The sequence below is a fragment of the Azospirillum sp. INR13 genome (assembly GCF_015390205.1).
Classification (GTDB): domain Bacteria; phylum Pseudomonadota; class Alphaproteobacteria; order Azospirillales; family Azospirillaceae; genus Azospirillum.
Genome location: NZ_VUOI01000030.1, coordinates 1 through 22,835 on the forward strand (window position 1 = coordinate 1; position 22,835 = coordinate 22,835).

A 22,835-nucleotide genomic window follows, 5' to 3' on the forward strand; every position below is an offset into this window, starting at 1 on the left:
GGTCGAGATCGTGCGCAAGCTCGCTCATGTCGCCTCTCTGGTCGTGGTCCTGGATGGACAACGCCGCAGGAAGGCTTTTGTGCCGTGCATACCTGTCCGAACGTGGGGGGCTGGACCGCCTGTTGGTGCAAGTGCGGCCGCCTGCCTACCCGTTCAGACGCTCACGGGCTTGCGGGTGCGCAGGGCGGCGAGGGAGCGGTCGAGCAGGTCGTAGAGCCGGTCCTCCTGCGCCAGGACCGCGGCGGACGGGGCCTGTTCCAGTTCCTTGGCCAGACGGCCGAGCGCCGCCGCGCCGAGGTTCAGCGAGGTGCCCTTCAGCGTGTGGGCCGTGCGGTTGTGCGGCTCCCCGGCACGGGCCTGGGCGATCATGCCATCGACGGTCTTGCGGCCGTTGTCGGCGAAACCGTCCAGCGAGGCGCTCCAATCCTCGGCGGTCAGCACCTCCAGCAGGAGGGAGACCTGTTCCTCGTCGATAATGCCGGCGTCCGCGGCGTTCGGCGTGTCGGTCATGGCGGCCTCCGGGGCAGCGGGTTGACGAACGGCCATGGGGGCGGCAGCGTTCCGACCCTGGAACTATGCCGGAAGATATAACATTGAATAAATGCAGCAGATAGGGGCAAGCGCAGACAAGCCGGCCGGGTTGCGACGGGCTTCGGGCCAAGAAAGATCACGCTTTGGTTGCGGGCCGGTCCGCTATGTGTCGGAGGACTTCACCGCCCACCAGGGAATCCGCCGTGCCGGAACGATCCGCCGACCCTCAATGCGCCATTTACCGCGCCATCCGACTGTTGCGTGAACACAGCCGCAGCTGCGACAGCGTGGAGACCCGGCGCCTCCTGATCCACACCGAACGCTGGCTGGTCTGGATGCTCCGCCGCGAGGAGGGGGAGGAGCTTCCGGTTCCGGCGGAGCTGGCGGGGTGAAGTTCCGCGCGGTGGTCCTCCATCTTTCGCCATTTTTTGAAGCTGTTGGGACAGGAGCACGGTTTTCCGCACCCGCACACTCGCCGTAGACTCCACGCCGGAGAGGCCGGTCCCGGACCCTGTGCGGCCCGGACCCTGTGCGGCCCGGACCTTGAGCGGCCCGGACCTTGAGCGGAAGGAGCGCGCGTGTGATGGAGCCCATCCTGTGGGAGTGGATCAACGCCCTGGCGCGGTGGCTGCACGTCATCACCGCCATCGCCTGGATCGGATCGTCCTTCTACTTCATCCATCTCGACGCCTCGCTGCGCCGGCGCGCAGGCGCGCCGTCCGGGACGGCGGGCGATGCGTGGCAGATCCACGGCGGCGGCTTCTACCACATGACCAAATACATGGTCGCGCCGCCGCAGTTGCCGGAGGAGCTGACCTGGTTCAAGTGGGAATCCTACGCGACGTGGCTCAGCGGCTTCTTCCTGATGTGCGTGCTGTACTACCGCGGCGCCGACCTGTTCCTGATCGACCAGGACGTGATGGCGCTCGGTCCCTGGCAGGCGGTGGCGATCAGCGTCGCGGTGCTGGTGGCGGGCTGGGTCGCCTATGACCTGATGTGCAAGTCGCCGCTGGGCCGCAACGACGGTGCGCTCGCGGTTGCCGGCTTCGTGCTGCTGGTGGCGACCGCCTGGGGCATGACGAAGATCTTCAGCGGGCGCGGCGCCATGCTGCAGGTCGGTGCGCTGATGGCGACCATGATGGCCTGCAACGTCTTCATGCTGATCATCCCCAACCAGCGCAAGACGGTGGCCGCCATGCTGCGCGGCGAGACGCCGGATCCGGCGCTGGGCAAGCAGGCCAAGCAGCGGTCGCTGCACAACAACTATCTGACCTTGCCGGTCGTCTTCCTGATGCTGTCCAACCATTACCCGTTGGTCAGCTCCACCCGCTACAACTGGGTGATGGTGGCGCTGGTGCTGGCGGTCGGCACGGCGATCCGCCACTTCTTCAACAGCCGCCATGCCGGCAAGCCGACGCCCTGGTGGACCTGGGGCGTTGCCGCCGCCGGTATGCTGGGCTGCGTCTGGCTCAGCACCATGGGGCCTGCCGGCGGCGACACGGCCGCGGCAACGCCGGTGAAGGTCGGCTATGCCCAGGTCGAGGAGATCGTCGCCACCCGCTGCAGCATGTGCCACGCCGCCCAGCCGGTGTGGGAGGGCATCGCCACCCCGCCGCGCGGCGTGGTGCTGGAAGGCGACGGCATCCGCCGCCATGCCGAGCAGATCCGCCTGCAGGCCGGTTTCAGCAGCGCCATGCCCCCCGCCAACATCACCGCAATCACCCCGCAGGAGCGCGCGGTGTTGGCGGCGTGGTCGGGGGACATTAAGTAACCCTCCCTCATAGCTATCGAAGCGAACCGGATCCCCATGCCCGACCAGTCCGTCGCCACGCCCGTGTCCGCCGCCATCCGCGGACGCCTGCTCAGCTTCCACCGCGCGCCTGCCGGGCCGGGCGATTTCGATGCCGTGCGTCATCACGAGGACGGGCTGCTGCTGGTGGGGGCCGACGGGCGGATTCTGGAGGTCGGGGACTGGTCGGACCTGCGCGGCCGGGTGCCGGAGGGGGTGGCGGTCGACGACCACGGCGGCAAGCTGGTGCTGCCGGGCTTCATCGACACCCACATCCATTTCCCGCAGACCCAGGTCATCGCCTCATACGGCGCGCAGCTGCTCGACTGGCTGGAGAAATACACCTTCATCGAGGAGCAGCGCTTCGCCGATCCGGCCCATGCCGCCGCCAACGCCGCCTTCTTCATGGACGAGCTTCTGCGCAACGGCACGACCACGGCGGTGGTCTACGGCTCTGTCCATCCGCAGTCGGTCGACGCCCTGTTCGCCGAAGCCGAGGCGCGCGGCGCCGGGCTGATCGCCGGCAAGGTGATGATGGACCGCCACGCCCCGCCGGCCCTGACCGACACGGCGGAGAGCAGCTATCGCGACGGCAAGGCACTGATCGACCGCTGGCACGGCAAGGGGCGGCAGCGCTATGCCGTCACCCCGCGCTTCGCCATCACCTCGACCGAGGCGCAGCTGGAGGCGGCGGGCGCGCTGCTGCGCGAGCATCCCGGCGTCCACATGCAGACCCACCTGTCGGAGAACACCGACGAGATCGCCGAGGTGCGCCGCCTGTTCCCCGGCGCCCGCGACTACACCGACGTCTACGACCGTTTCGGGCTGCTGGGTCCGACCTCGCTGTTCGGCCACTGCATCCATCTGTCGGAGGCGGAGATGTGCCGGCTGTCGGAAAGCGGGTCGGTCGCCGTCTTCTGCCCGACCAGCAACCTGTTCATCGGCAGCGGCCTGTTCGACCTCGACACCCTGTCGAAGCCGGAGCGGCTGGTGCGCACCGCCATCGCCACCGATGTCGGCGGCGGCACCAGCTATTCGATGCTGCGCACGGCGGCGGAGGCCTACAAGGTGCTGCAGCTGCGGCGCCAAAACCTGCCGGCGCTGTCGGCCCTGCACTGGATGACCCGCGGCAATGCCGAGGCGCTGGGCATGGCCGACGAGATCGGCAGTCTGGAGCCCGGCTGCTGGGCCGACCTCGTCGTTCTCGACCCCGCCGCCACGCCGGCTATGCGACATCGCATGAAGGCGGTCGACGGCGACCTGGAGGAGGAGCTGTTCATTCAAATGACGCTGGGCGACGACCGGTCGGTGGCCGCCACCTACCTGCGCGGCCGCAATTCGCACCTGCGGCAATCGGGCGCTTGACCGAAGCCCCTAGTCCCTGTAGGACTTCCGCCGTCATTGGGGAGTAGCCACCCGCCGGCATTCGGACCGGGCGGGGTTCGCGTCAACAGACTTGGATGGTTCCGGCCTCCGGCCGTTACCGCCATGGCGCGCACGGCGGCCAGCGGGCCGACCCGGCGAGACCAGTGGATCGGGCATCTCTGCGGCCAGCCGGAGTCCGTCCGTTTCCACTGCGTTGTCTGGCCTGGGAATAGCCATGATCGCCACGTCCCTCGTGCTCGCCTTCAGCCTTTCCATGGATTCCTTTGCCGCCGCACTCGGCCGCGGTGCTTGTTCGCGCCGCGCCGGCCTGCCCGAGGCGGTGCGCGTGGGCGCGGCCTTCGGCATCTGCCAGTTCGCGATGCCGCTGGTCGGCTGGGGTGTCGGCATCGCCTTCGCCAGCCTCGTCGAATCGGTCGATCACTGGATCGCCTTCGGCCTGCTGCTGGCCGTCGGCGGCGCGATGCTGCGCAACGCCATCATGGACGGCGAGGATGAGGGCGAAGAGGATTGCGGTCCGGTGCGCAGCATGCGGTCCGAATGGCTGGCCCTGCTGACCACCGCCGTCGCCACCAGCATCGACGCCGCCGCCGTGGGGGCGGGTCTGGCGCTGGTCGATGTGGACATGGTGACGACATCGGCGCTGATCGGCGCCGTGACCTTCGCGGTGGCGTTCGGCGGCGTGCTGATCGGCCGCGCGGCCGGCAAGCATCTGGGCCGCTGGGCGGAGATGGCCGGCGGCGTGGTGCTGATCGGTCTGGGGGCGAAGATTCTGCTGGAGCATACGCTGGGGTGAAAAGAGTCTGCTCCTTGCGAGGTTAGGGTGGGGGCAATTCGAAGCCGACACTCACCCCGCCAGCGTCATCCCCATTTCCCAGAAATCCGCTTCCAACCGGCAGGCCTGCCGGAACACCGTAGCCAAGCGGGGGAAGCGCGCCTCCGTCATGCCGTCGGCCGCCAGCCGTCCAAATTCTCCCGTGCTGCCCGTGCCACCTCCTGATAAGCCTCGCCCGCATACTCCGTGATCCAGACGCGGTAGGGGTTGGCGTCGTCCAGCGCGCCGGGCCGGGCCGCCAGCCGCCGGCCGATCTCGGCATAGCCGATGATGCAGGGGCTGAGCGCGACATGCAGGTCCAGCAGGTCGCCGCGCAGGCCGGTCTCCAGCACATAGCGGGTGTAGGCCATCGTCGCCTTCGCCTCCGCCGCCTGTTCCAATTCGGTCGCCGACAGGCCCCAGCCGGCGCACAGGCCGACATGCAGGTCCATCTCCACGTCCAGGATCGCCTTCAGCCCGCCCAGCGACGCCCGCATCTCGCGCAGGTCGCGGCCCTTGTAGATGGCCAGCGCATAGGCACGGGCGAAATGGATCAGGAACAGGTAATCCTGCACCAGATAATGGCGGAAGCACGCCTGCGGCAGAGTCCCGTCGCCCATCCCGCGCACGAAGGCGTGGTCGACATAGGCCGACCAGTCCGGCCGTGCCTCGGCGACGAGCCGGTCGAACAGGTCGGGGCGGGAGGCAGAGGCAGTCATGATGGCGGTCTCCGGTGTCAATGACGGTGTCGGGCGCATACTCTACCGATCATTCGCCCGTTTGCAGCAATGCGCCACGCACCCGCGCCTGCCGGAAGGCGTACAGGAACACCGCCACGCCGGCCGCCATGTAGAGCGCGTTCAGCCCGACCGCCCAGGCCAGATGGTCCCAGCGCAGGACGCCCTCGAACACCAGCGCCCGCATGCCCTCGAACACATGGGCCGACGGCAGGGCCAGCGAGACCGGCTGGAGCCACGCCGGCAGGACCGAAACCGGATAATAGACCGCACTGACCGGGGCCAGCATGAAGACGACGATCCAGGCCAACCCCTCCGCCCCCATGCCGTAGCGCAGGATCAGAGCCACGATCAGCAGCCCCAGCGACCAGCCCAGCACGATCAGGTTGGCGAAGAAGGCTGCCAGCGGCAGGCCGAGCGCGAAGACCGAATAGCCGAAGAAGGGAATCGCCAGCGCCGCCGCCGGCAGCACGCCGATCAGGGTGCGCAGCAGGCTCATGGTCATCAGCGCCGTCACCCATTCGCCGGGGCGGAGCGGGCTGACGAACAGATGGCCCAGGTTGCGCGACCACATCTCTTCCAGGAAGGAGATGGATACCCCGAGCTGGCCGCGGAACAGCACGTCCCACAGCAGGACGGCGCTGACCAGCACGCCGGCCCCCTGCGCCACCCAGCCGCTGCCGCCGCCGCTGGTCGAGGCCATGAACTGGTTGATGTAGCCCCACAGGATCATCTGCATGGTCGGCCAATAGGCCAGCTCCAGGATGCGCGGCCATGACCCGCGCAGCAGATACAATAGCGCAGCACCATGGCGCCGACCCGGCGCAGCGAGAAGTCGGCCCGCGGGACCGGATGGGCGGCGGTCGCGTCATTCGGCGGCATCGGCGGCCTCCCCGGCCAGGAGCGTCGAGCCGTCGCAGGCGCGGGCGATGTCCAGGAACACTTCCTCCAACGTCTGGCGGCCATAGCGGGCGAGCAGGGCCAACGGCGCGCCGCGGTCGACGATCCGTCCCTGCCGCATCATCAGCACGCCGTCGCACAGCCTTTCCACCTCCAGCATGTTGTGGGAGGCGAGCAGGATGGTGGCGCCGGTGCGGGCGCGGTACCGCTCAAGATATGTCCGGATCCAGTCGGCGGTGTCGGGGTCGAGCGAGGCCGTCGGCTCGTCCAGCAGCAGAAGCTCCGGGTCGTTCAGCAGCGCTTTCGCCAGTGCGACGCGGGTTTTCTGCCCCGCCGACAGCCCGCCGGACGGGCGATCGAGAAAACGCGTCAGGTCAAGATGCTCGGACAATTCTCGGACGCGCTTTTTGACGCATGTCAAACCGTAGAGGTGGGCATAGACGGTAAGGTTCTCCCGCACCGTCAGCCGATGGGGCAGTTCGACGTAGGGGGAGGAGAAGTTCATGCGCGGAAGCACGGCATGCCGATGGCGCGCCATGTCGACGCCCAGGATCTCCACCGTCCCGGCCGTCGGCAGCAAAAGCCCCAGCAGCATCGAGATGGTCGTCGTCTTGCCCGCACCGTTGCCGCCCAGAAGGCCGGTCACGCTGCCGCGCGGCACGGTGAAGTCGATGGCGTCGACCGCCGTCACCTCCCCGCCGCCGGGCGTGGGAAAGCGCTTGGTCAGCCCGGCCACCCGGATGGCGGACGGATGCTGTGGAATGGTTCGCTCGGTCATGGGCACAGAATATGGCGGCGGGAGCCGCAACCGCCAGGGGCATGCGGGCGACGGGCTTGCAGGCCGGGGGTATGGATCATGGTGACGCTCGCCAGCGTATTGCCAGCCCCGGTTCCGGCCGCGGCGCCGCCGCAATGGGCGCAGCCCGACGGCCGCATCACGCTGCGCACGCTGATCCTGATCCGCTGGGTCGCGGTGATCGGGCAGCTGGCGGCGGTCGGTTTCGTCAGCCTGGGGTTGGGCTTCCCGCTGCCGCTGGGGCCGGTTCTGGCCGCCGTCAGCGCGTCGGCCCTGCTGAACGTGGTGGCAATGGCCCAGCAGGGCGGCCGGCTGCGGCTGGCCGACCGCGACGCCGCGCTGTATCTCAGCTACGACATGCTGCAGCTGACGCTGCTGCTCTATCTGACCGGTGGCCTGAGCAACCCCTTCGCCATCCTGCTGCTGGCGCCGATGACCGTGGGTGCCGCCATCCTGTCGCGCTACAGCACGGTGCTGCTGACCGGGCTGAACCTGATCTGCCTGACCGCGCTCGCCCTCTGGCACTTCCCGCTGCCGTGGGAGGAGCCGGTGCGTTCCATGGCGCCGCTCTATGCCTTCGGCGTGTGGCTGTCGCTGTCGGTGTCGTCGGTTTTCATCGCCGGCTATGTGTTCCGCGTCGCCGCCGAGGCGCGGCGCTTCGCCGATGCGCTCGCCGCCTCGCAGGTGGCGCTTGCCCGCGAACAGCGCCTCGGCGCACTGGGTGCGCTCGCCGCCGCTGCCGCGCACGAGTTGGGCTCGCCGCTCGGCACCATCGCCGTGGTGGCGAAGGAACTGGCGCGCGACCTGCCGCCCGACAGCCCCTATGGCGAGGATGTCGAGCTTCTGCAGAGTCAGGTGATGCGCTGCCGCGAGATCCTGGCCGATCTGGCGCGCAAGCCCGAGGCCGACGGCGGCGACCCGTTCGAACGGCTGCCGCTGACCACGCTGATCGAAGCCGCCGCGGCGCCGCATCGGCTGGGGCACATCGACTTCGTCGTGGAACCGCACCCGGTCGGCGAGGCGGAGGAACCCTTCCTGCGCCGCAGCCCGGAGATCATCCACGGCATCGGCAACTTCATCCAGAACGCCCACCAGTTCGCCCGCCACAAGGTGACGGTCGCCGCCGCGTGGGACGGCCGCGGCGTCACCATCACGGTGATGGACGACGGACCGGGCTTCCCGCCCCATCTGCTGGGCCGCATCGGCGAGCCGTACCTGTCCGTGCGCGGCGAGCGCTCCGGCCCCAAGGGGCAGACCGGCGGCGGGCATATGGGCCTGGGCATCTTCATCGCGCAGACGCTGCTGGAGAAGACCGGCGCGACGGTGCGCTACACCAACAATCCGCCGGCCGGCACCCCGCCCGCCGATCAGACCGCCGCGGGCACTCCAATCAGGGCGGCAGTGGTGCGCGGATTTCCGTGCGCTGGAAGACCATCAACGCCAAGAAGTGAGGTTTTACGGTGGACACCCTCAAAACAACCGATGACCTGCTGTCGGGCGATGCCGTCAAGCTGACCTTCACTGGCGACGTCACCCGCAGCCTCCTGATCGTCGACGACGACGCCCCCTTCCGCACGCGGCTGGCCCGCGCCATGGAAAAGCGCGGCTTCAACGTCGTCGCGGTCGATTGCGTGCAGCTCGGCATCGAGGTGGCGCAGGAATCCGCGCCCGCCTTCGCGGTGGTCGATCTGCGGCTGGGCGACGGCAACGGGCTGGACGTGGTGTCCGCCCTGCGCGACGCCCGCCCCGACGCCCGCGTCGTCATGCTGACCGGCTATGGCAACATCGCCACCGCCGTCGCGGCGGTGAAGGCCGGTGCGGTCGACTATCTGCCCAAGCCCGCCGACGCCGACGCCGTCGAATCGGCCCTGCTGGCCGATGGGCGTCCGCTGCCCCAGCCGCCGGAAAACCCGATGTCGGCCGACCGCGTGCGGTGGGAGCATATCCAGCGCGTCTTCGAACAGTGCGACCGCAACGTCTCCGAGACCGCGCGCCGCCTGAAGATGCACCGGCGCACCCTGCAGCGCATCCTGAACAAGCACGCCCCGCGCGCCTGACTCCCCGGCCCGGCGCTTTCCGCGAAAACACGAACGGCCCGCCCCCGGAAGGGAGCGGGCCGTTCGCATGGCGGGCTGATGCGCCCGTCAGGCGGTGCGGTCTTCCGTGCGGCAGGTCTTGACGCCCAGCAGCGTATAGGCCGGGCAGTAGCCGACGAACGCCGTCAGCAGCGGCACCAGCCCGACCAGCCCCCACAGGGTCTGCGGCCCGACGACGGTCAGCGAAAGCAGGATCAGCCCGACGATGGCGCGCAGCGCGCGATCCACCGGGCCCACATTGCGGCAATTCATGACGGCACCTGTCGTGTTTGTGTGGTGATGTCCACCGCTCTACGCCTGGGCCGTCCTTCCGTCTGTGATGGAATCACACTTGGCTACGCAATGTCGGTCGGGCCACGGGACGGATGGTGATACCTGTCCCTCTTCGAGAAATTGGATGATCCGCCGTTCGATCCGCAGCAGCATTTCGCGTGCAGGCAGGCTGTTGCATTCGCGGCTATGGTTGCGGATTTGTCGGATCACGCAGACGGTGGGGTATCGTGACGGCACATCATGACGCAATCCTCCGTCTAAGGAATGACTGACTCTATCCTATTGCTCATATTCTTTGTAGCGCAAAAGTTGGTGTGCATAGCATTTAAGTGTAAACCCTAAGTCATAGATGACCTCCGGTCAGAGCCGCCAACTCCGCCGCATCAAGCACCTGGATCCGTCCGCGCGACAGGGCCACGAGGCCGCGGCGCTCAAATTCCTTCAACTGGCGGCTCACCACCTCCCGCGCGGTCCCCAGTTCCACGGCCAGCGCCTGATGCGTGATGTCCAGCCCCCCGGCACCGTCGCGGCGGTCGGCCAGGAAACGGGCGAGGCGCAGGTCGACGCGGCCGAAGGCGACCTCCTCGATCAGCATCATCATGCCGGTCAGCCGGTTGCCGAAAGACGCGAAGACGAAGTTGCGGAAGGCGGCGGAGCGGGCCACCAGATCGTGGAAGGGGCCGGCCGCCAGCGCCACCGCGTCGATGTCGGTCTCCGCCACCGCTTCGGCGCTGTAGGGGTTGTCGGTCAGCAGGCAGGCGGTGGTGACGATGCAGGTCTCCCCGCGGGAGACGCGGTACAACACGATCTCGCGCCCGGTTTCCGACGCCATCTGCACCCGTACGGCGCCGTCCAGCACCATCATGAAGGTGTGACAACGGTCGCCGGCACGGAACAGGACGGTTCCGCGCGGAACGTTCACCCGCCGGCCGGCGTTGCCCAGGCAGGCTGCCGAGTCCGGTTCGAGCCTGGCCAGCGTGGGGAAGAGCGTGGGGATCAGCGCAGCCCAGTCGGTCCGTTCGCCCGCTCGTTCGCCCGCTCGTTCGCCCGCTCGTTCGTTCGTCATGGAACCTGTCCTTCCGAGTAACCCCTATTATTCCCCGTCCTGGCCCCGCGGTCCATACTGCACTGCAACAGGGTCAGGAAGGCTACCCACTGCGCGCCCATTGCTCGCCGCATGCACTGGATGGCCGATGCAACGGCTGGACTAACACTGCGTTTCAGCCAATCGGACGAACCGCCGAGCCTGCCCGCCGGACAGCAGCCACTGTCCGAAACGGCGGATCGGGCTAACGGACGGTCCTATGGCCGCGCATTCGGTCGTTACGCGAGGAGGACCCCCTTGGCCACCCAGGAACTTCAGGATCAACCCCGACGCAACACCCCTGAGTCTCGGCGGGGCCCAGGTTCCGTCTCCCCCGGAATCTCCTACGATCTGTCGGCCAGTGCGGCCAGTGCGGTACGCCGGACCACCGGGCTGTTGCGGCGGCACAAGCTGCTGATCGGCACGGTGGTCGTGGTCGGCACCGGACTGGCGGTCCTCGCCGCGTTCCGGATGACGCCGCTCTACACGGCCGAGACCCTGATCATGGTCGAGCATCGCAAGAACACCGTCCTCAATTTCGAGGGGGTGGTCTCCGACATGACGCCCGACATCAGCTCCCTGCAGAGCGAGGTCGCCATCCTGAAGTCGCCCGCCTTCGCCGAGAAGGTGGTGGCGAAGCTGAAGCTGATGAACGATCCGGAATTCAACGCCTCGCTGCGGCCACCGCCCCCCGGCTGGGTGGCGGCGCTGAACCCGCGCAACTGGATCCCCGACAGCTGGAAGCAGACCGGCGGCGTGCCGCTGTCGCCCGAGGAGATCGAGCGCAACCATCTGACCTCGGTGGTCAACGAGGTGCTCGACAACACGTCGGTCCGGCCGCAGGGCCGCTCCTACGTCATCGCCGTCAGCTTCGACAGCGAGGATCCGCGCAAGGCCTCCCTGATCGCCAACACCATGGCCGACCTGTATCTGGTCGACCAGCTCGACGAGAAGTTCAAGGCGTCCAAGCGCGCCACCCAATGGCTGGAAGAGCGGCTGGCAGACCTGCGCCGGGAAGCACAGACCACCGGCGACGCGGTGGAGAAGTACCGGACACAGCATGGCCTGACCACCTCCTCGGTCAATGAGAGCACCGTGGTCGGCCAGCAGCTGAGCCAGCTGAACGCCGACTACATCCTGGCCCGCACCAAGCGGCAGGAGGCGGAGACCAAGCTGCGCGACGTCACCGCGATGGCCAATTCGCCGCGCGGCGCCTCGGCGGTCGGCGACGTGCTGGGATCCCCGCTGATCCAGGCATTGCGCGAACGCGAGGTCGATCTGCAGCGGCAGATCGCCGACGCCACCAACCGCTACGGCAACAGGCACCCGATGCTGCAGGCCCTTCAGAGCCAGCTGCGCGACCTGCAAGGCCAGATCAAGGCCGATGTCGGCAAGATCGTCTCCAACCTCGGCAACGAGGTGGAACTGGCGAAGGGCCGCGAGCAGGCGCTGAAGGCCAGCCTGGATCAGGCCGAGCTCAAGCAGAACGAACAGCAGCAGGCGACCGTCGGCCTGCGCACCCTGGAACGCGACGCCACCACCGCGCAATCGATGTACGAAGCGCTGCTGACCCGGTCGCAGCAGATCGCGGCGCAGACCGACATGCGCCAGCCCGACGCCCGCGTGGTGTCGGAGGCGTCGATCCCGCTCGACCCGTCGCAGCCCAACCGCAAGCTGATCGTGCTGCTGGCGCTGGTGGCGTCGGGCACGCTGGGCGTGCTTCTCGCCATGCTGCGCGAACGGGCCGACGGCGGCTTCCGCAGCCCGCACCAGTTCGAACTGGCGACCGGCGTGCGCAGCCTGGGCATCGTGCCGCGCATCCCGCGCTTCGGCGGATCGCCTGCCAGCTATGTGGTCGACAAGCCGATCTCCGCCTTCGCGGAATCGATGCAGAACCTGCGCACCTCGCTTCTGCTCGCCAACCCCGACGGGCGGCACCGGGTGATCCTGTTCAGCTCGTCGGTTCCGGGCGAGGGCAAGAGCTCGGTCGCCGCGGCCTTCGCCCGCACCTGCGCCAACGCCGGCCAGCGGACGATCCTGGTCGACTGCGACCTGCGGCGGAAGAGCCTGCACGAGATGCTGGGCATGGCCAACACCCTTGGCCTGTCGGAGGTGCTGGCCGGCACCGCGGCGCTGGAGGACGCGATCCAGGTCGATCCGCGCACCGGCCTGCACGTCATCCCCGCCGGTCACGGCCCGTCGCTGCCGCAGGATGCCCTGGGCTCGTCCGGCATGCATCAGCTGCTGTCGCGCCTGTCGGTCAACTACGACCGCGTGGTCCTGGATTCGCCGCCGGTCCTGGCGGTGTCGGAGGGCAAGCTGCTGGCCGCGCTCGCCGACCAGACCGTCTTCATCGTCCGCTGGGGACTGACCAAGCGCGGCACCGCCATGGCCGGACTGAAGGAGGTGGTCGAGGCCGGCGGCGAGGTGGTGGGCGTCCTGTTCAGTCAGGTCGATACCCGGCGCCACGCCCAGTACGAGTTCCCGGACAGCGGCCGATACCACGGCTACCGCCGCTACTACGCGAACTGAGGACGGCTCCCCCCTCTCCCGCCCCAAAAAGGCGGGAGAGGCCGTTTTGCCCTGCGTATCGAAGATTTCTTCCACCACCGAAGAGCCTGTGAATGTCCGCTGGCCACCGCATCTTCCGGAACATCCGAGCCCTTGCCGCCGCGAAGGCGGCGACGATGGCGAGCGGGCTGGTCACTGCCGCCTGGACCGCGCGGGTGCTGGGGCCGGACAGCTTCGGCGTTCTGGGGTTCGGCACGTCGCTGATGGCCTATGCGGCCCTGTTCGTGAACATGGGCCTGTCCACCTACGCCATCCGCGAGATCGCGCGCGACCGCGATCGGAACGACCACCGGGACCGGGCGGCCGAGTTGTCGGAGCATGTGCTGACGCTGCGCACCGTGCTGGCCCTGGTGGTGGGTGCCGTCTATGCAGTCTTCATCCTGTCGCTGGACAAGCCTATGGAGGTGAAGGCGGTTCTTCTGGTGCAGGCGGTGCAGCTGCTCGGGAACGCCCTGGTGCTCGACTTTGTTTACCAGGCGACCGAGAAGATGGGGGTGATCGCCACGCGGGAGATCGGGACCTCCATCGGCTCCATGCTGCTCGTCTTCCTCCTGGTGCGTGGACCTGAGGACGCCATCACCGCGGCCGCCATCACCGGCGGTTCCATCACCGTCAACGCGCTGATCATGATCGGCCGTTTCCGCCGCGATTTCGGCACGTTGCGCCCGAGGATCGACCTGAAGGTGTGGCGCGAGATCCTGACGGCGGCGACGCCGATGGCGGTCGGCGTCTTCGCCTGGGCGATCTTCACCCATCTGGACGTGGTGATGCTGGGTTTCCTGGCCCCCCACACCGAGGTCGGCTGGTACAGCGCGGCGGTGAAGATCCAGACCCTGGCGAATCTGGTCGGCAACATCGTGATGAACGCCTTCCTGCCGCAATTGGCTGCGTCCTATGGCGAGATCGGGCCGATGCGCGACCGGATGCGCGCCTATGCCGGCGTCATGCTGGCGGTCGGCGGGCTGGTCATCGCCGGTGGCTTCGCCCTGGCGCCGGTCATCCTGGGCACGCTGTTCGGCGACGCCTACGCCCCGGCGACGCTGGCGCTGCGGCTGCTGATGCTGGCCTCGGCGGTGGTCTACGCCAACATGATCCTGGGCAACCCGCTGCTCGTCTGGCACCGGCAGACCGGCTACATGATCGCCATGCTTGCGGGTGGCGCGCTGAACGCCCTGCTGAACATCTGGTGGATTCCCCGCTACGGCATCGAGGGCGCCGCCATGGCGACCTTCACTGCGGAGTTGGCCGCCACCGTCGCCATCGCCTGGATCCACCGTCGGGCAGTGGGCGAGCTGTATGTCGGGATCACCGCGCGGGCGATGCTGTGTGCCGGCGCGGCCATCGGAGCCGCCTTCACCCTGGCCCATGTCGGCGCCCCGTTCTTCGACCGCATGCCGGCGCTGGTGCATTTTCGTTGCCGGCAGCGCGGCGATGATCGCGGTCTATGCGCTGGTGGCCGTCCTGACCGGCCTGGTGCGCCCGAAAAGGCTGCGTCGGCTGACCAGCGCGACGGCGTGACGGAGGTGAAGCATGACGGCCCGGCTGTCTGCCCCGGTGATCGCGCCCGACAATTTTGCAACGCCGCCCTCCGGTTTTCGGCAGCGGGAACGAAATGCGTCTATTGCACCACTTTCGAACGTCTCTGTTGGTGCCTCCAAGCATTCATTAGGGCGCGGCGAGGGTTAGTACCATTAATACGGCCGTGATCTGCAATCATGGTCTTTCCATCGGACGGCGATTTCTGAAACACTTCGCGCTGCACAACGCCGGTAACGAGGTACTTCATCGTCACGGCGAAGTCACAACAAGAAAACAATTTCGAATTTCGAGGTTTCTCCGTCTGCATCCTTGGCGACAGGGCAGGGCAGTCGGGGCGTCTCCGAACTCCAAGGCCCCGCCGCCGGTGGCGGGGACTCAGCAAACGGCAGGAGCGACGATGCTTCCCAAGACTTTTTCCGATCGTAACGTCAGCGTCCTCGGGCTCGGCTATGTCGGCCTGACGCTGGCGGTGGCGATGGCGGACGCCGGCTTCCAGGTGCATGGGGTCGAGGTGCGGCAGGACGTGCTCGACAAGCTCGGCCAGGGCAACCCGCACTTCCACGAGCCGGGCCTGACGGAGAAGCTGCGCCACGTCATCGCGCGCGGTCGCTTCACCTTCAGCCGCAACCAACAGGATTGCAGCCAGGCCAGCGTCTTCATCATCACGGTCGGCACGCCGCTCGGCAAGGACGGCCGGGTCCGCACCGACATGATCGAAGCGGCCACCCGTCAGGTCGCCAGCTGCCTGCATGACGGCGATCTGGTCATCCTGCGCTCCACCGTGAAGCTGGGCACCACCCGCAACGTCGTGGCGCCGATCCTGCGCGCCACCGGCAAGCAGTTCGACATCGCCTTCTGCCCGGAACGCACGCTGGAAGGGCAGGCGCTGCTGGAGCTGAACCAGCTGCCGCAGATCATCGGGGCGGAGAGCCTGGACGTCGCCACCCGCGCCGCCCAGATCTTCGGCTTCCTGACGCCGACCACCGTCAAGGTCTCCACCCTGGAGACGGCGGAGCTGATCAAGCTGGTCGACAACACCTACCGCGACGTCACCTTCGCCTTCTCCAACGAGATCGCCAAGCTGTGCAACGCCATGGAGATCTCGGCGGTCGAGGTGGCGCGCGCCGGCAAGCTGGGCTATCCGCGCACCAACCTGCCGCTGCCCGGCCCGGTCGGCGGCCCCTGCCTGGAGAAGGACCCCCACATCCTGATCGAGGCGGCGCGCGAGGTCGGAGTCGAGATGGCGATCACCGCCGCCGGCCGTCTGGTCAACGAAAGCCAGCCGGTCGAGGTCGCCGACTTCCTCGGCAAGCTCGCCCATTCGATGCAGGGCTTCCCGGAGGTGCCGACCATCAGCCTGATGGGCCTCGCCTTCAAGGGCCGGCCGGCGACCGACGACTTGCGCGGCACCATGGCAAAGCCGGTGCTGGAGGAGCTGCGCCAGCGCTTCCCCGCGCCCGTCTGCGCGGCTTCGACGCGGTGGTGCGGCCGGACGACATCCGCTCCTTCGGGCTGGAGCCGGCGGCCAACATGACCGAGGCGGTGTCCGGTGCCAATCTGGCCGTCATCCTGAACAACCACCCGGTCTTCACCTCCATGCCGCTGCCGGATCTGGCCCAGCGGATGGACCGGCCGGGCGTGATCTACGACTTCTGGAACAACTTCAACAGCCGCGACGTCGACCTGCCGGACGGCACCGCCTACGTCGCGCTCGGCAGCCATGGCGCCGCCCGCTACGCGCATGTGGCCTGACGTCATGCCGGGCCTGCCAAGCGGTTTTGGAAGAGGAATTTGATCGACATGAAACACTATCTCGTCACCGGCGGCAGCGGCTTCATCGGCGCCGCACTGGTCCGGCGGCTGGTCCGTGACGGCCACCGCGTCCGCGTGCTGGACGACAACTCGCGCGGGCATACCGGGCGGCTGGCCGGCGTGCTGGACGATGTGGAGTTCGTCCAGGGCGACATCCGCGACCCGGCCGCCGTGCGCGAGGCGGTGCGCGGCGTCGACGGCGTGCTGCATCTGGCCGCCGTCAACGGCACCAGGCATTTCTACGAGAAGCCGGAAGTGGTCCTGGACGTCGGCGTGCGCGGCATGCTGAACGTGCTGGACGCCTGCCGTGCCGACGGCGTCGGCGACCTCGTCGTCGCCTCCTCGTCGGAGGCCTACCAGACCCCGCCGGTGGTGCCGACGCCGGAGGATGTGCCGCTGGTGGTGCCGGACGTGCTGAACGCCCGCTACAGCTATGGCGGCTCCAAGCTGATCTCGGAGCTGCTGGCGATCAACTGGGGCCGCAACGGCTTCGACCGCGTGGCGATCTTCCGCCCGCACAACGTCTACGGCCCCGACATGGGCTGGGAGCATGTGGTGCCGGAATTCTCCCGCCGCGCGGTGGAGGCGATCGCCTCCCATCCCAGCGGCCCGGTGCCCTTCCAGATCCAGGGCGACGGCCGCCAGACCCGTGCCTTCTTCCACATCGACGACGCCATCGACGGCATCGTGACGGTGGTCGACAAGGGCGAGCATCTCGGCATCTACCATGTCGGCAACCCGGAGGAGGTCACCATCGCCGACCTCGCCCGCCAGACGGTGTCCTGCCTCGGCCGCGAGGCCCAGGTGATGCCCGGCCCGGCCGCTCCCGGCGGCACCGACCGCCGCAGCCCCGACATCGCCAAGCTGACCGCGCTCGGCTTCACCCCGCGCATCCCGCTCTCCGCCGGCCTGCCCGGCGTGGTGGAGTGGTACGCGGAGCGGGCGCGCGCGGATCTGGGGCGCATGGGGCAGGCGGCGGAGTAGGGGGGCGTTAGACCCCCAGTCCTCTGCCCCCTCCCTAACCCTCCCCCGCTTCGCGGGAGAGGGGACTGCCGCCGCTTCGGCGGTCAGGTCACGCCGACAAGCGTTCTACCCCCTCTCCCGCGAAGCGGGGGAGGGATGGGGAGGGGGCCTAGGAGCTTCCACCCCAAGACACCTCTTCATCAGGAGACGGCCCGCATGGACCGCAACAGCCGTATCTTCGTCGCCGGCCACCGGGGACTCGTCGGGTCCGCCATTCTGCGGCGGCTGACCGAGGCCGGGCACACCGACCTCGTGATCCGCGACCGGTCGCAGCTCGACCTGACCGACCAGGCGGCGGTGCGCGCCTTCTTCGACCGCGAAGGGATCGAGCATGTGATCCTGGCCGCGGCGAAGGTGGGCGGCATCCTCGCCAACGACCGCTTCGGCGGCGACTTCATCCGCGACAACCTGCTGATCCAGAACAACGTCATCGACGCCGCATGGCGCGCCGGCGTGAAGAAGCTGCTGTTCCTCGGGTCCTCCTGCCTCTACCCGAAGCATGCCGAGCAGCCGATCAAGGAGGAGGCGCTGCTGTCCGGCCCGATGGAGCCGAGCAACAAGCCCTACGCCGTCGCCAAGATCGCCGGCATCACCATGTGCCAGGCCTACCGGCGCCAGTACGGCTTCAACGCCATCTGCGCGATGCCGTCCAACCTCTACGGCCCCGGCGACCATTTCGATCCGGAGACCTCGCACGCCCTGCCGGGCATGATCCGCCGCTTCCACGACGCCAAGCTGGCGGGCGATCCGACGGTGACGCTGTGGGGCACCGGCACGCCGCGGCGCGAGTTCCTCTATGTCGACGACATGGCGGACGCCTGCCTGCACCTGATGGACCGGTACGACAGCGAGGAGATCATCAATGTCGGCCCCGGCGACGACATCGCCATCGCCGACCTCGCCGCGCTGATCCGCGACACCGTCGGCTACACCGGCACGCTGACCCACGATTTGAGCAAGCCCGACGGCCACCCGCGCAAGCTGATGGACGTGTCGCGCCTGTTCGCCACCGGCTGGCGCCCCAGGGTGTCGCTGGAGGAGGGGCTGCGCCGTACCTACGACTGGTTCCTGGAGAATGCCGCTCCGGACCGTCGCCAAGCTTCCAAGCAGGCTGCGGAGTAACGCCCGATGCCGGACGATTCCATCCATCTGCGGGAGCCGGTCATCGACCGGCCGTCCAGCTCGCTTTCCCTGTCGGACGTGCCCGTGCCGGAAGAGCTGCTGCTGGTGGCGCAGAGCTATTGGCCGGAGCCGGCCGGCAGCGCGCCGATGATGACCGACCTCGCCACCGCCTTCGCGGCGGCCGGGGCCGAAACGACCGTACTGACCGCGCGGCCCAACTATCCCGGCAACAAGGTCTATGACGGCTACGCCGACGGGTCGCAGGACCGCAAGACGGTGGACGGGGTGCTGATCGAGCGCCTACCCACCATCCCGCCGGCCGGCGGCGGCATGAAGGCCCGCCTGATCCACGAGGGCGTGCTGCATGCCGGCTTCGCCGCCGCACTCGCCCGCGGCCGGGTCGGGCGGCACGACGCGGTGCTGTCGCTCTGCCCGTCGATCCTGTCGGTGGCCATCGCCGACCGCCTGACCACGCCGGGCGGCCGCCACGTCGCCATCGTCCACGACATCCAGTCCGGGCTTGCCGGTGCGCTCGGCATGGGCGGCAAGGCGGCGGTCAAGGCGATCCGCGCCATGGAGCGCACGGCGCTGAACCGGGCCGACGCCATCGTCGTCCTGTCGGAGCCGATGCGCGGCGTGCTGGAGGAACTGGGCGTCACCAAGCCGATCCATGTGATCCCGCCCCATGTCGATGCCGACGCGGTCCATCCGCTGCCGCGCCCCGACCAGTCGCCGACCGCACTCTACAGCGGCGCCTTCGCCCGCAAGCAGGGGCTGGAGCAGGTGCTGGACATGGCAGGCCATCTGGCCGAGCTGATGCCGCAGGCCCGCGTCAAGATGCGCGGGCAAGGCGGGCTGGAGGACGAGCTTAAGTCGCGCGCCCGCGCCATGGGCCTGGGCAACGTGATCTTCCAGCCGCTGGCGCCCAAGGACCAGTTGAACGAAGCAATGGCGGAGGGCGACGTCCATCTCGTGCCCCAGCGGCCCGAGGGGGCGGCCTTCGCCATGCCCGGCAAGGCGGTGACCATCCTCGCCGCCGGCCGGCCCTTCGTCAGCACCTGCCTGCCGGGGTCGGCGCTCGCCACGCTGGAGGCGCAGGTCGGCGCCTTCCTGTGCACCCCGCCGGAAGAGCCGCGCGCGATGGCGGAGGCGGTGGCGGCGCTGCTGTCCGATTCCGCCCGCGCCACTGCGATGGGCCGCCGCGGCCGTGCCTGGGTGGAGGCCAATGCCACCCGCGCCGTGGCGCTCGACCGATACGCCCGTCTTCTGTTGGGAGAGGCAGAATGAAGAAGCCCGCGCTGGTCTTCAGTTGGGAGATGTTCGGCCCCTACCACATGGACCGGCTGGAAGCGGTCGGCCGCCGGCTGGGCCATGTCTATGACGTGATCGGGCTGGAGGTCGGGTCGAAATCGCACACCTACGCCTGGGATTCGACCGGAACGGGCCAGAACTTCCGCAAGGTCACCCTGTTCCCCGGCCGGTCGAAGGCCGATTTGTCGAAGGCCGCGGTCTACCGCGCCCTGCTGCGCGAATGCCGGCGCGTCGACGCGCGCTTCGTCTTCCTGTGCCATTACGAGGATCCGGACGTCTTCGCCCTTGCCCTGACCATGCGGCTGACCGGGCGCAAGGTCATCAACATGAACGCGTCCAAATACGACGACAAGCCGCGCATCCTGTGGCGGGAGATGGTCAAGAGCGTCTTCTACTCCCCCTATCAGGCGGGGATCGGCGGCAGCCACCGCACGGTGGATTACTTCCGCCTGTTGGGACTCCCGAAAGACAGACTCTATATCGGGTACGACACGCTGTCCCTGGACCGCATCCGGCGGCTGTCCGGGATGGAGCCGGCCCCGGGGGGAGTACCCTTCGCCGACCGCCACTTCACCATCATCGCGCGTTTCGTCCCGAAGAAGAACTTGTTCCGGGCGGTCGAAGCCTACGACATTTACCGGCGGCTGGCCGGTCCGGCCGCCCGTCCGCTCCACCTCTGCGGGTCCGGTCCCCTGGAGGCGGATCTGCGGGCCGAGGTGACGCGGCGCGGGCTGGACGGATCGATCATCTTCCGCGGTTTCCTGCAGGAGAAGGGGATCGCCGAAACGTTGGGGTCGACGCTGTGCCTGCTGCTGCCGTCGTTGGAGGAGCAGTTCGGCCTGGTGGTGAACGAGGCATTGGCCATGGGGGTTCCGACCATCCTGTCCGATCAGTGCGGCGCCCGCGACGTGCTGATCCGCAGCGGCCTGAACGGCCACATCGTGGAGCCGGACAACCCGGAGGGGCTGGCGCGCTACATGCTGTCGGTCGCGGGGGACGAGGACGAATGGCGCCGTCTGAGCTTGAACGGGCGGCCCTTCCAGGCCTTGGCCGATGCCAGCTTCTTCGCCCAGTCGGTGGAGAAGGCCGTGGTGGCGCTGGGCGGCCCGAAGGCGGAGCGCAGCGCGGACACGGAGTATGCGTCCGACTATTCCGCCGACCCGGAGGATGGCCAGCATGGCCGGTCCGCCGGAGCGGCCCTGACCGGGAGTTGACGATGGAACGGAACGCGCGCACCCATGTGGTCGTCTCGGGACGGCTGCCGCCGCCGGTGGACGGGATGAGCCGGGTGACCGCCCTGGTGGTGGACCGTCTCCGGGACCGCATGCGGGGGCGCGGCCGTGTCGAGGTGGCCGACCTGTCGCCGGGATGGAACGGCGGCGGCGCCGCCTACCACCTGCGCAAGATGGCGCGGGTGTTCGGGACCATGGGCCGGCTGGCCGCCGGGCTGGGCAAGGCCGACCGCCGTTTCTACATGCCGGTCGATTCGGGTTGGGGTGCGCTCTACACCACGGCGCTTGCCGGCACCGCGCGTCTGTTCGGCTATGAGCGGGTGCTGCACCACCATTCCTTCGCCACCATCAGCAAACCGACATGGCGGATGCGGCTGCTGACCCGCGTCGCCGGGGCCGACTGCACCCATGTGCTGCTGTGCCCGGCGATGCAGATGCGCTTCCAGTCGATCTACCCGGCGGCGCGCAGCTGCATGACCATGTCGAACGCCATCTTCTCCGTTCCCGACGCTGCCCCGCGTCCGCGGCGCGACGGCCCTCTGCGCATCGGCCATCTGTCGAACCTGTGCAGCGAGAAGGGGCTGGACACGATGTTCGCCCTGCTGCGCGCCCTGCAGCTGGATGGGGTGGACGCCAAGCTGGTGCTGGCCGGCCCCGGCCTGAAGCCGAAGGACAACGCGATGATCGCCGCGGGCCTGATGGCGTTCGACGGGGCGGTCGAGTATCACGGCCCGGTTCATGGCGACGCCAAGGAGGCCTTCTACCGCGACATCGACGTCTTCGTCTTCCCCACCCGCTACCGCAACGAGGCGCAGCCGCTGGTCCTGTTCGAGGCGATGGCGGCCGGCGTGCCGGTCCTGGCCTATGAGCGCGGCTGCATCGGTTCCGACATCCCGGCCGACGGGCTGGTCCCGCAGGATGCCGACTTCGTGAAAGCGGCGCTGCCGATCCTGGCGGCCTGGGCCGACGACCGCGAGGCTCTGGCCGCCGCGTCCGCCCAGACGCTGACCCGCGCACGGGTGGCTTACGAGACCAGCCGAACGGGTCTGGATCTGCTGCTCGACCGCATCGCCGGCCCGCACCCCGCGACCGCCGCCGCCGCAGTGCCGGCCAAGCGCCGGGTGGCGGGGTAGGGGAGGCCACCGCTTCATCGGCCGTCATTCCCGCGAAGGCGGGAATCCAGGCGGCTCGGCAGCCGAACCGCGGAGTTTCCTGGATCCCCGCCTTCGCGGGGATGACGGCTGAAAGACGTGGCTGCGGCAAGCACAACCACACTACACCCCGTCCCCCAACGTCCCCCCCAATGGCAGCGCCGTCTCGAACTTGATCTCTTTCAGGGCGAAATTGGAGCGGATGCGGACCTGGAAGGGCAGTTGGAAGACGAACTCCTCCAGAAAGCGGTTGTAGTCGGCGATCGCCCGCACCGCGACCCGCAGGAGATAGTCCGCATCGCCCGACACCGCATAGCATTCCAGCACCTCCGGCCGCTTGCGCACCGCGTCGATGAAGACGGCGGCGGTCTCGGCCGAATGATGGTCCAGCGTCACATGGGCGAACACGCACTCTCCCACCGACGCCGCCTTCGGATCGACCAGCGCCGTGTAGCGGCGGATCACCCCGGTCTCCTCAAGCGAGCGCAATCGGCGCCAGCAGGAGGAAGGGGAGGTGCCGACCCGGTCGGCCAGCTCCTGCACGGTCAGGCGCGAATCCTCCTGCAGGGCGATCAGGATTTTGATGTCGATTTCCGATAGAGACGCAGGCAACGGCAAACTTCTCCGGTGGGGCGGTGACCAGCGAAAAATCCTTCCAAAATCATAGGTGC

At 68.5% G+C, this 22,835-nt stretch carries 21 protein-coding genes, 1 pseudogene and 1 riboswitch; of the genes and pseudogenes, 15 read left to right on the forward strand and 7 right to left on the reverse strand.

Annotation, left to right across the window (positions count from 1 at the left end; translation table 11 throughout):
- Positions 1–153 precede the first annotated feature (153 nt).
- On the reverse strand, positions 154–510 hold the full coding sequence (locus F1643_RS17880; protein ID WP_255542987.1) for an Hpt domain-containing protein: 357 nt from the start codon (positions 508–510) through the stop codon (positions 154–156).
- A 224-nt stretch (positions 511–734) separates the two neighbouring features.
- Here F1643_RS17880 and F1643_RS17885 point away from each other — a divergent pair, with 224 nt between their 5' ends.
- The 4 genes from F1643_RS17885 (at position 735) to F1643_RS17900 (ending at position 4,499) form a co-directional block, all read left to right on the forward strand.
- Positions 735–923, forward strand: coding sequence for a hypothetical protein (locus F1643_RS17885; protein WP_194914556.1), 189 nt, complete (start codon positions 735–737; stop codon positions 921–923).
- Between the two features lie 191 nt (positions 924–1,114).
- The gene (locus tag F1643_RS17890) at positions 1,115–2,302 is read left to right on the forward strand and encodes a urate hydroxylase PuuD (RefSeq protein WP_194914600.1); all 1,188 of its coding nucleotides are present in this window, start codon (positions 1,115–1,117) and stop codon (positions 2,300–2,302) included.
- Between the two features lie 36 nt (positions 2,303–2,338).
- Positions 2,339–3,685, forward strand: a complete 1,347-nt coding sequence (gene guaD, locus F1643_RS17895; protein WP_194914558.1) for a guanine deaminase — start codon at positions 2,339–2,341, stop codon at positions 3,683–3,685.
- 26 nt (positions 3,686–3,711) lie between these two features.
- Positions 3,712–3,837, forward strand: a riboswitch (yybP-ykoY riboswitch).
- An 83-nt stretch (positions 3,838–3,920) separates the two neighbouring features.
- Positions 3,921–4,499, forward strand: coding sequence for a manganese efflux pump MntP family protein (locus F1643_RS17900; RefSeq protein WP_194914560.1), 579 nt, complete (start codon positions 3,921–3,923; stop codon positions 4,497–4,499).
- A gap of 146 nt (positions 4,500–4,645) precedes the next feature.
- Here F1643_RS17900 and F1643_RS17905 read toward each other — a convergent pair whose 3' ends face one another.
- The 3 genes and pseudogenes from F1643_RS17905 to F1643_RS17915 form a co-directional block, all read right to left on the reverse strand.
- Positions 4,646–5,236, reverse strand: coding sequence for a TenA family protein (locus tag F1643_RS17905; RefSeq protein ID WP_255542989.1), 591 nt, complete (start codon positions 5,234–5,236; stop codon positions 4,646–4,648).
- Positions 5,237–5,285: 49 nt separating this feature from the next.
- Positions 5,286–6,136: pseudogene (locus F1643_RS17910) on the reverse strand (ABC transporter permease).
- Complete coding sequence (locus F1643_RS17915; RefSeq protein WP_194914564.1) at positions 6,123–6,932, reverse strand: ABC transporter ATP-binding protein; 810 nt, start codon at positions 6,930–6,932, stop codon at positions 6,123–6,125. The pseudogene F1643_RS17910 and the gene F1643_RS17915 overlap by 14 nt, the downstream one beginning before the upstream one ends.
- Before the next feature lie 78 nt (positions 6,933–7,010).
- Here F1643_RS17915 and F1643_RS17920 point away from each other — a divergent pair, with 78 nt between their 5' ends.
- Both F1643_RS17920 and F1643_RS17925 read left to right on the forward strand, forming a co-directional pair.
- Positions 7,011–8,465, forward strand: a complete 1,455-nt coding sequence (locus tag F1643_RS17920; RefSeq protein ID WP_255542990.1) for an ActS/PrrB/RegB family redox-sensitive histidine kinase — start codon at positions 7,011–7,013, stop codon at positions 8,463–8,465.
- On the forward strand, positions 8,438–9,007 hold the full coding sequence (locus F1643_RS17925; RefSeq protein ID WP_044553362.1) for an ActR/PrrA/RegA family redox response regulator transcription factor: 570 nt from the start codon (positions 8,438–8,440) through the stop codon (positions 9,005–9,007). Before F1643_RS17920 ends, F1643_RS17925 begins: the two co-directional genes overlap by 28 nt.
- A gap of 87 nt (positions 9,008–9,094) precedes the next feature.
- Here the strand turns inward: F1643_RS17925 and F1643_RS17930 are convergent, their stop codons facing one another.
- Entirely contained in the window at positions 9,095–9,298 is a 204-nt protein-coding gene (locus F1643_RS17930) for a DUF2892 domain-containing protein (protein ID WP_194914566.1), read from the reverse strand.
- A 364-nt stretch (positions 9,299–9,662) separates the two neighbouring features.
- Positions 9,663–10,385, reverse strand: coding sequence for a Crp/Fnr family transcriptional regulator (locus tag F1643_RS17935; RefSeq protein ID WP_194914568.1), 723 nt, complete (start codon positions 10,383–10,385; stop codon positions 9,663–9,665).
- A 414-nt stretch (positions 10,386–10,799) separates the two neighbouring features.
- Between F1643_RS17935 and F1643_RS17940 the strand changes: the two genes are divergently transcribed.
- The 9 genes from F1643_RS17940 (at position 10,800) to F1643_RS17975 (ending at position 22,146) form a co-directional block, all read left to right on the forward strand.
- The gene (locus tag F1643_RS17940; RefSeq protein ID WP_255542991.1) at positions 10,800–12,935 is read left to right on the forward strand and encodes a polysaccharide biosynthesis tyrosine autokinase; all 2,136 of its coding nucleotides are present in this window, start codon (positions 10,800–10,802) and stop codon (positions 12,933–12,935) included.
- Between the two features lie 92 nt (positions 12,936–13,027).
- Complete coding sequence (locus F1643_RS17945; protein ID WP_255542992.1) at positions 13,028–14,680, forward strand: flippase; 1,653 nt, start codon at positions 13,028–13,030, stop codon at positions 14,678–14,680.
- Positions 14,681–14,910: 230 nt separating this feature from the next.
- Positions 14,911–16,047, forward strand: a complete 1,137-nt coding sequence (locus F1643_RS17950) for a nucleotide sugar dehydrogenase (RefSeq protein WP_255542993.1) — start codon at positions 14,911–14,913, stop codon at positions 16,045–16,047.
- The gene (locus F1643_RS23835) at positions 16,044–16,265 is read left to right on the forward strand and encodes a hypothetical protein (RefSeq protein ID WP_255542994.1); all 222 of its coding nucleotides are present in this window, start codon (positions 16,044–16,046) and stop codon (positions 16,263–16,265) included. Before F1643_RS17950 ends, F1643_RS23835 begins: the two co-directional genes overlap by 4 nt.
- A 48-nt stretch (positions 16,266–16,313) precedes the next feature.
- Positions 16,314–17,309, forward strand: coding sequence for an NAD(P)-dependent oxidoreductase (locus F1643_RS17955; protein ID WP_194914571.1), 996 nt, complete (start codon positions 16,314–16,316; stop codon positions 17,307–17,309).
- 195 nt (positions 17,310–17,504) lie between these two features.
- The gene (locus F1643_RS17960; RefSeq protein ID WP_194914572.1) at positions 17,505–18,470 is read left to right on the forward strand and encodes a GDP-L-fucose synthase; all 966 of its coding nucleotides are present in this window, start codon (positions 17,505–17,507) and stop codon (positions 18,468–18,470) included.
- A 6-nt stretch (positions 18,471–18,476) separates the two neighbouring features.
- A complete protein-coding gene (locus F1643_RS17965) occupies positions 18,477–19,757 on the forward strand; it encodes a glycosyltransferase family 4 protein (protein WP_194914573.1) in 1,281 nt (426 codons plus the stop codon).
- Entirely contained in the window at positions 19,754–20,995 is a 1,242-nt protein-coding gene (locus F1643_RS17970; protein WP_194914580.1) for a glycosyltransferase family 4 protein, read from the forward strand. The genes F1643_RS17965 and F1643_RS17970 overlap by 4 nt, the downstream gene beginning before the upstream one ends.
- A 2-nt stretch (positions 20,996–20,997) precedes the next feature.
- Positions 20,998–22,146 (forward strand): glycosyltransferase family 4 protein, encoded by a 1,149-nt coding sequence (locus tag F1643_RS17975; protein WP_194914582.1) that lies wholly within the window; start codon positions 20,998–21,000, stop codon positions 22,144–22,146.
- 141 nt (positions 22,147–22,287) lie between these two features.
- Here F1643_RS17975 and F1643_RS17980 read toward each other — a convergent pair whose 3' ends face one another.
- Positions 22,288–22,776, reverse strand: coding sequence for an Lrp/AsnC family transcriptional regulator (locus F1643_RS17980; protein WP_194914583.1), 489 nt, complete (start codon positions 22,774–22,776; stop codon positions 22,288–22,290).
- Positions 22,777–22,835: the final 59 nt, after the last annotated feature.

Bases quoted from the DNA above. Each gene is read 5' to 3' on its own strand.
- F1643_RS17880 (WP_255542987.1), bottom strand. From the start codon at position 510: ATGACCGACACGCCGAACGCCGCGGACGCCGGCATTATCGACGAGGAA.
- F1643_RS17890 (WP_194914600.1), top strand. From the start codon at position 1,115: ATGGAGCCCATCCTGTGGGAGTGGATCAACGCCCTGGCGCGGTGGCTG.
- guaD (WP_194914558.1), top strand. From the start codon at position 2,339: ATGCCCGACCAGTCCGTCGCCACGCCCGTGTCCGCCGCCATCCGCGGA.
- F1643_RS17900 (WP_194914560.1), top strand. From the start codon at position 3,921: ATGATCGCCACGTCCCTCGTGCTCGCCTTCAGCCTTTCCATGGATTCC.
- F1643_RS17905 (WP_255542989.1), bottom strand. From the start codon at position 5,236: ATGACTGCCTCTGCCTCCCGCCCCGACCTGTTCGACCGGCTCGTCGCC.
- F1643_RS17915 (WP_194914564.1), bottom strand. From the start codon at position 6,932: ATGACCGAGCGAACCATTCCACAGCATCCGTCCGCCATCCGGGTGGCC.
- F1643_RS17920 (WP_255542990.1), top strand. From the start codon at position 7,011: ATGGTGACGCTCGCCAGCGTATTGCCAGCCCCGGTTCCGGCCGCGGCG.
- F1643_RS17930 (WP_194914566.1), bottom strand. From the start codon at position 9,298: ATGAATTGCCGCAATGTGGGCCCGGTGGATCGCGCGCTGCGCGCCATC.
- F1643_RS17935 (WP_194914568.1), bottom strand. From the start codon at position 10,385: ATGACGAACGAACGAGCGGGCGAACGAGCGGGCGAACGAGCGGGCGAA.
- F1643_RS17945 (WP_255542992.1), top strand. From the start codon at position 13,028: ATGTCCGCTGGCCACCGCATCTTCCGGAACATCCGAGCCCTTGCCGCC.
- F1643_RS17950 (WP_255542993.1), top strand. From the start codon at position 14,911: ATGCTTCCCAAGACTTTTTCCGATCGTAACGTCAGCGTCCTCGGGCTC.
- F1643_RS23835 (WP_255542994.1), top strand. From the start codon at position 16,044: ATGACCGAGGCGGTGTCCGGTGCCAATCTGGCCGTCATCCTGAACAAC.
- F1643_RS17955 (WP_194914571.1), top strand. From the start codon at position 16,314: ATGAAACACTATCTCGTCACCGGCGGCAGCGGCTTCATCGGCGCCGCA.
- F1643_RS17960 (WP_194914572.1), top strand. From the start codon at position 17,505: ATGGACCGCAACAGCCGTATCTTCGTCGCCGGCCACCGGGGACTCGTC.
- F1643_RS17965 (WP_194914573.1), top strand. From the start codon at position 18,477: ATGCCGGACGATTCCATCCATCTGCGGGAGCCGGTCATCGACCGGCCG.
- F1643_RS17970 (WP_194914580.1), top strand. From the start codon at position 19,754: ATGAAGAAGCCCGCGCTGGTCTTCAGTTGGGAGATGTTCGGCCCCTAC.
- F1643_RS17975 (WP_194914582.1), top strand. From the start codon at position 20,998: ATGGAACGGAACGCGCGCACCCATGTGGTCGTCTCGGGACGGCTGCCG.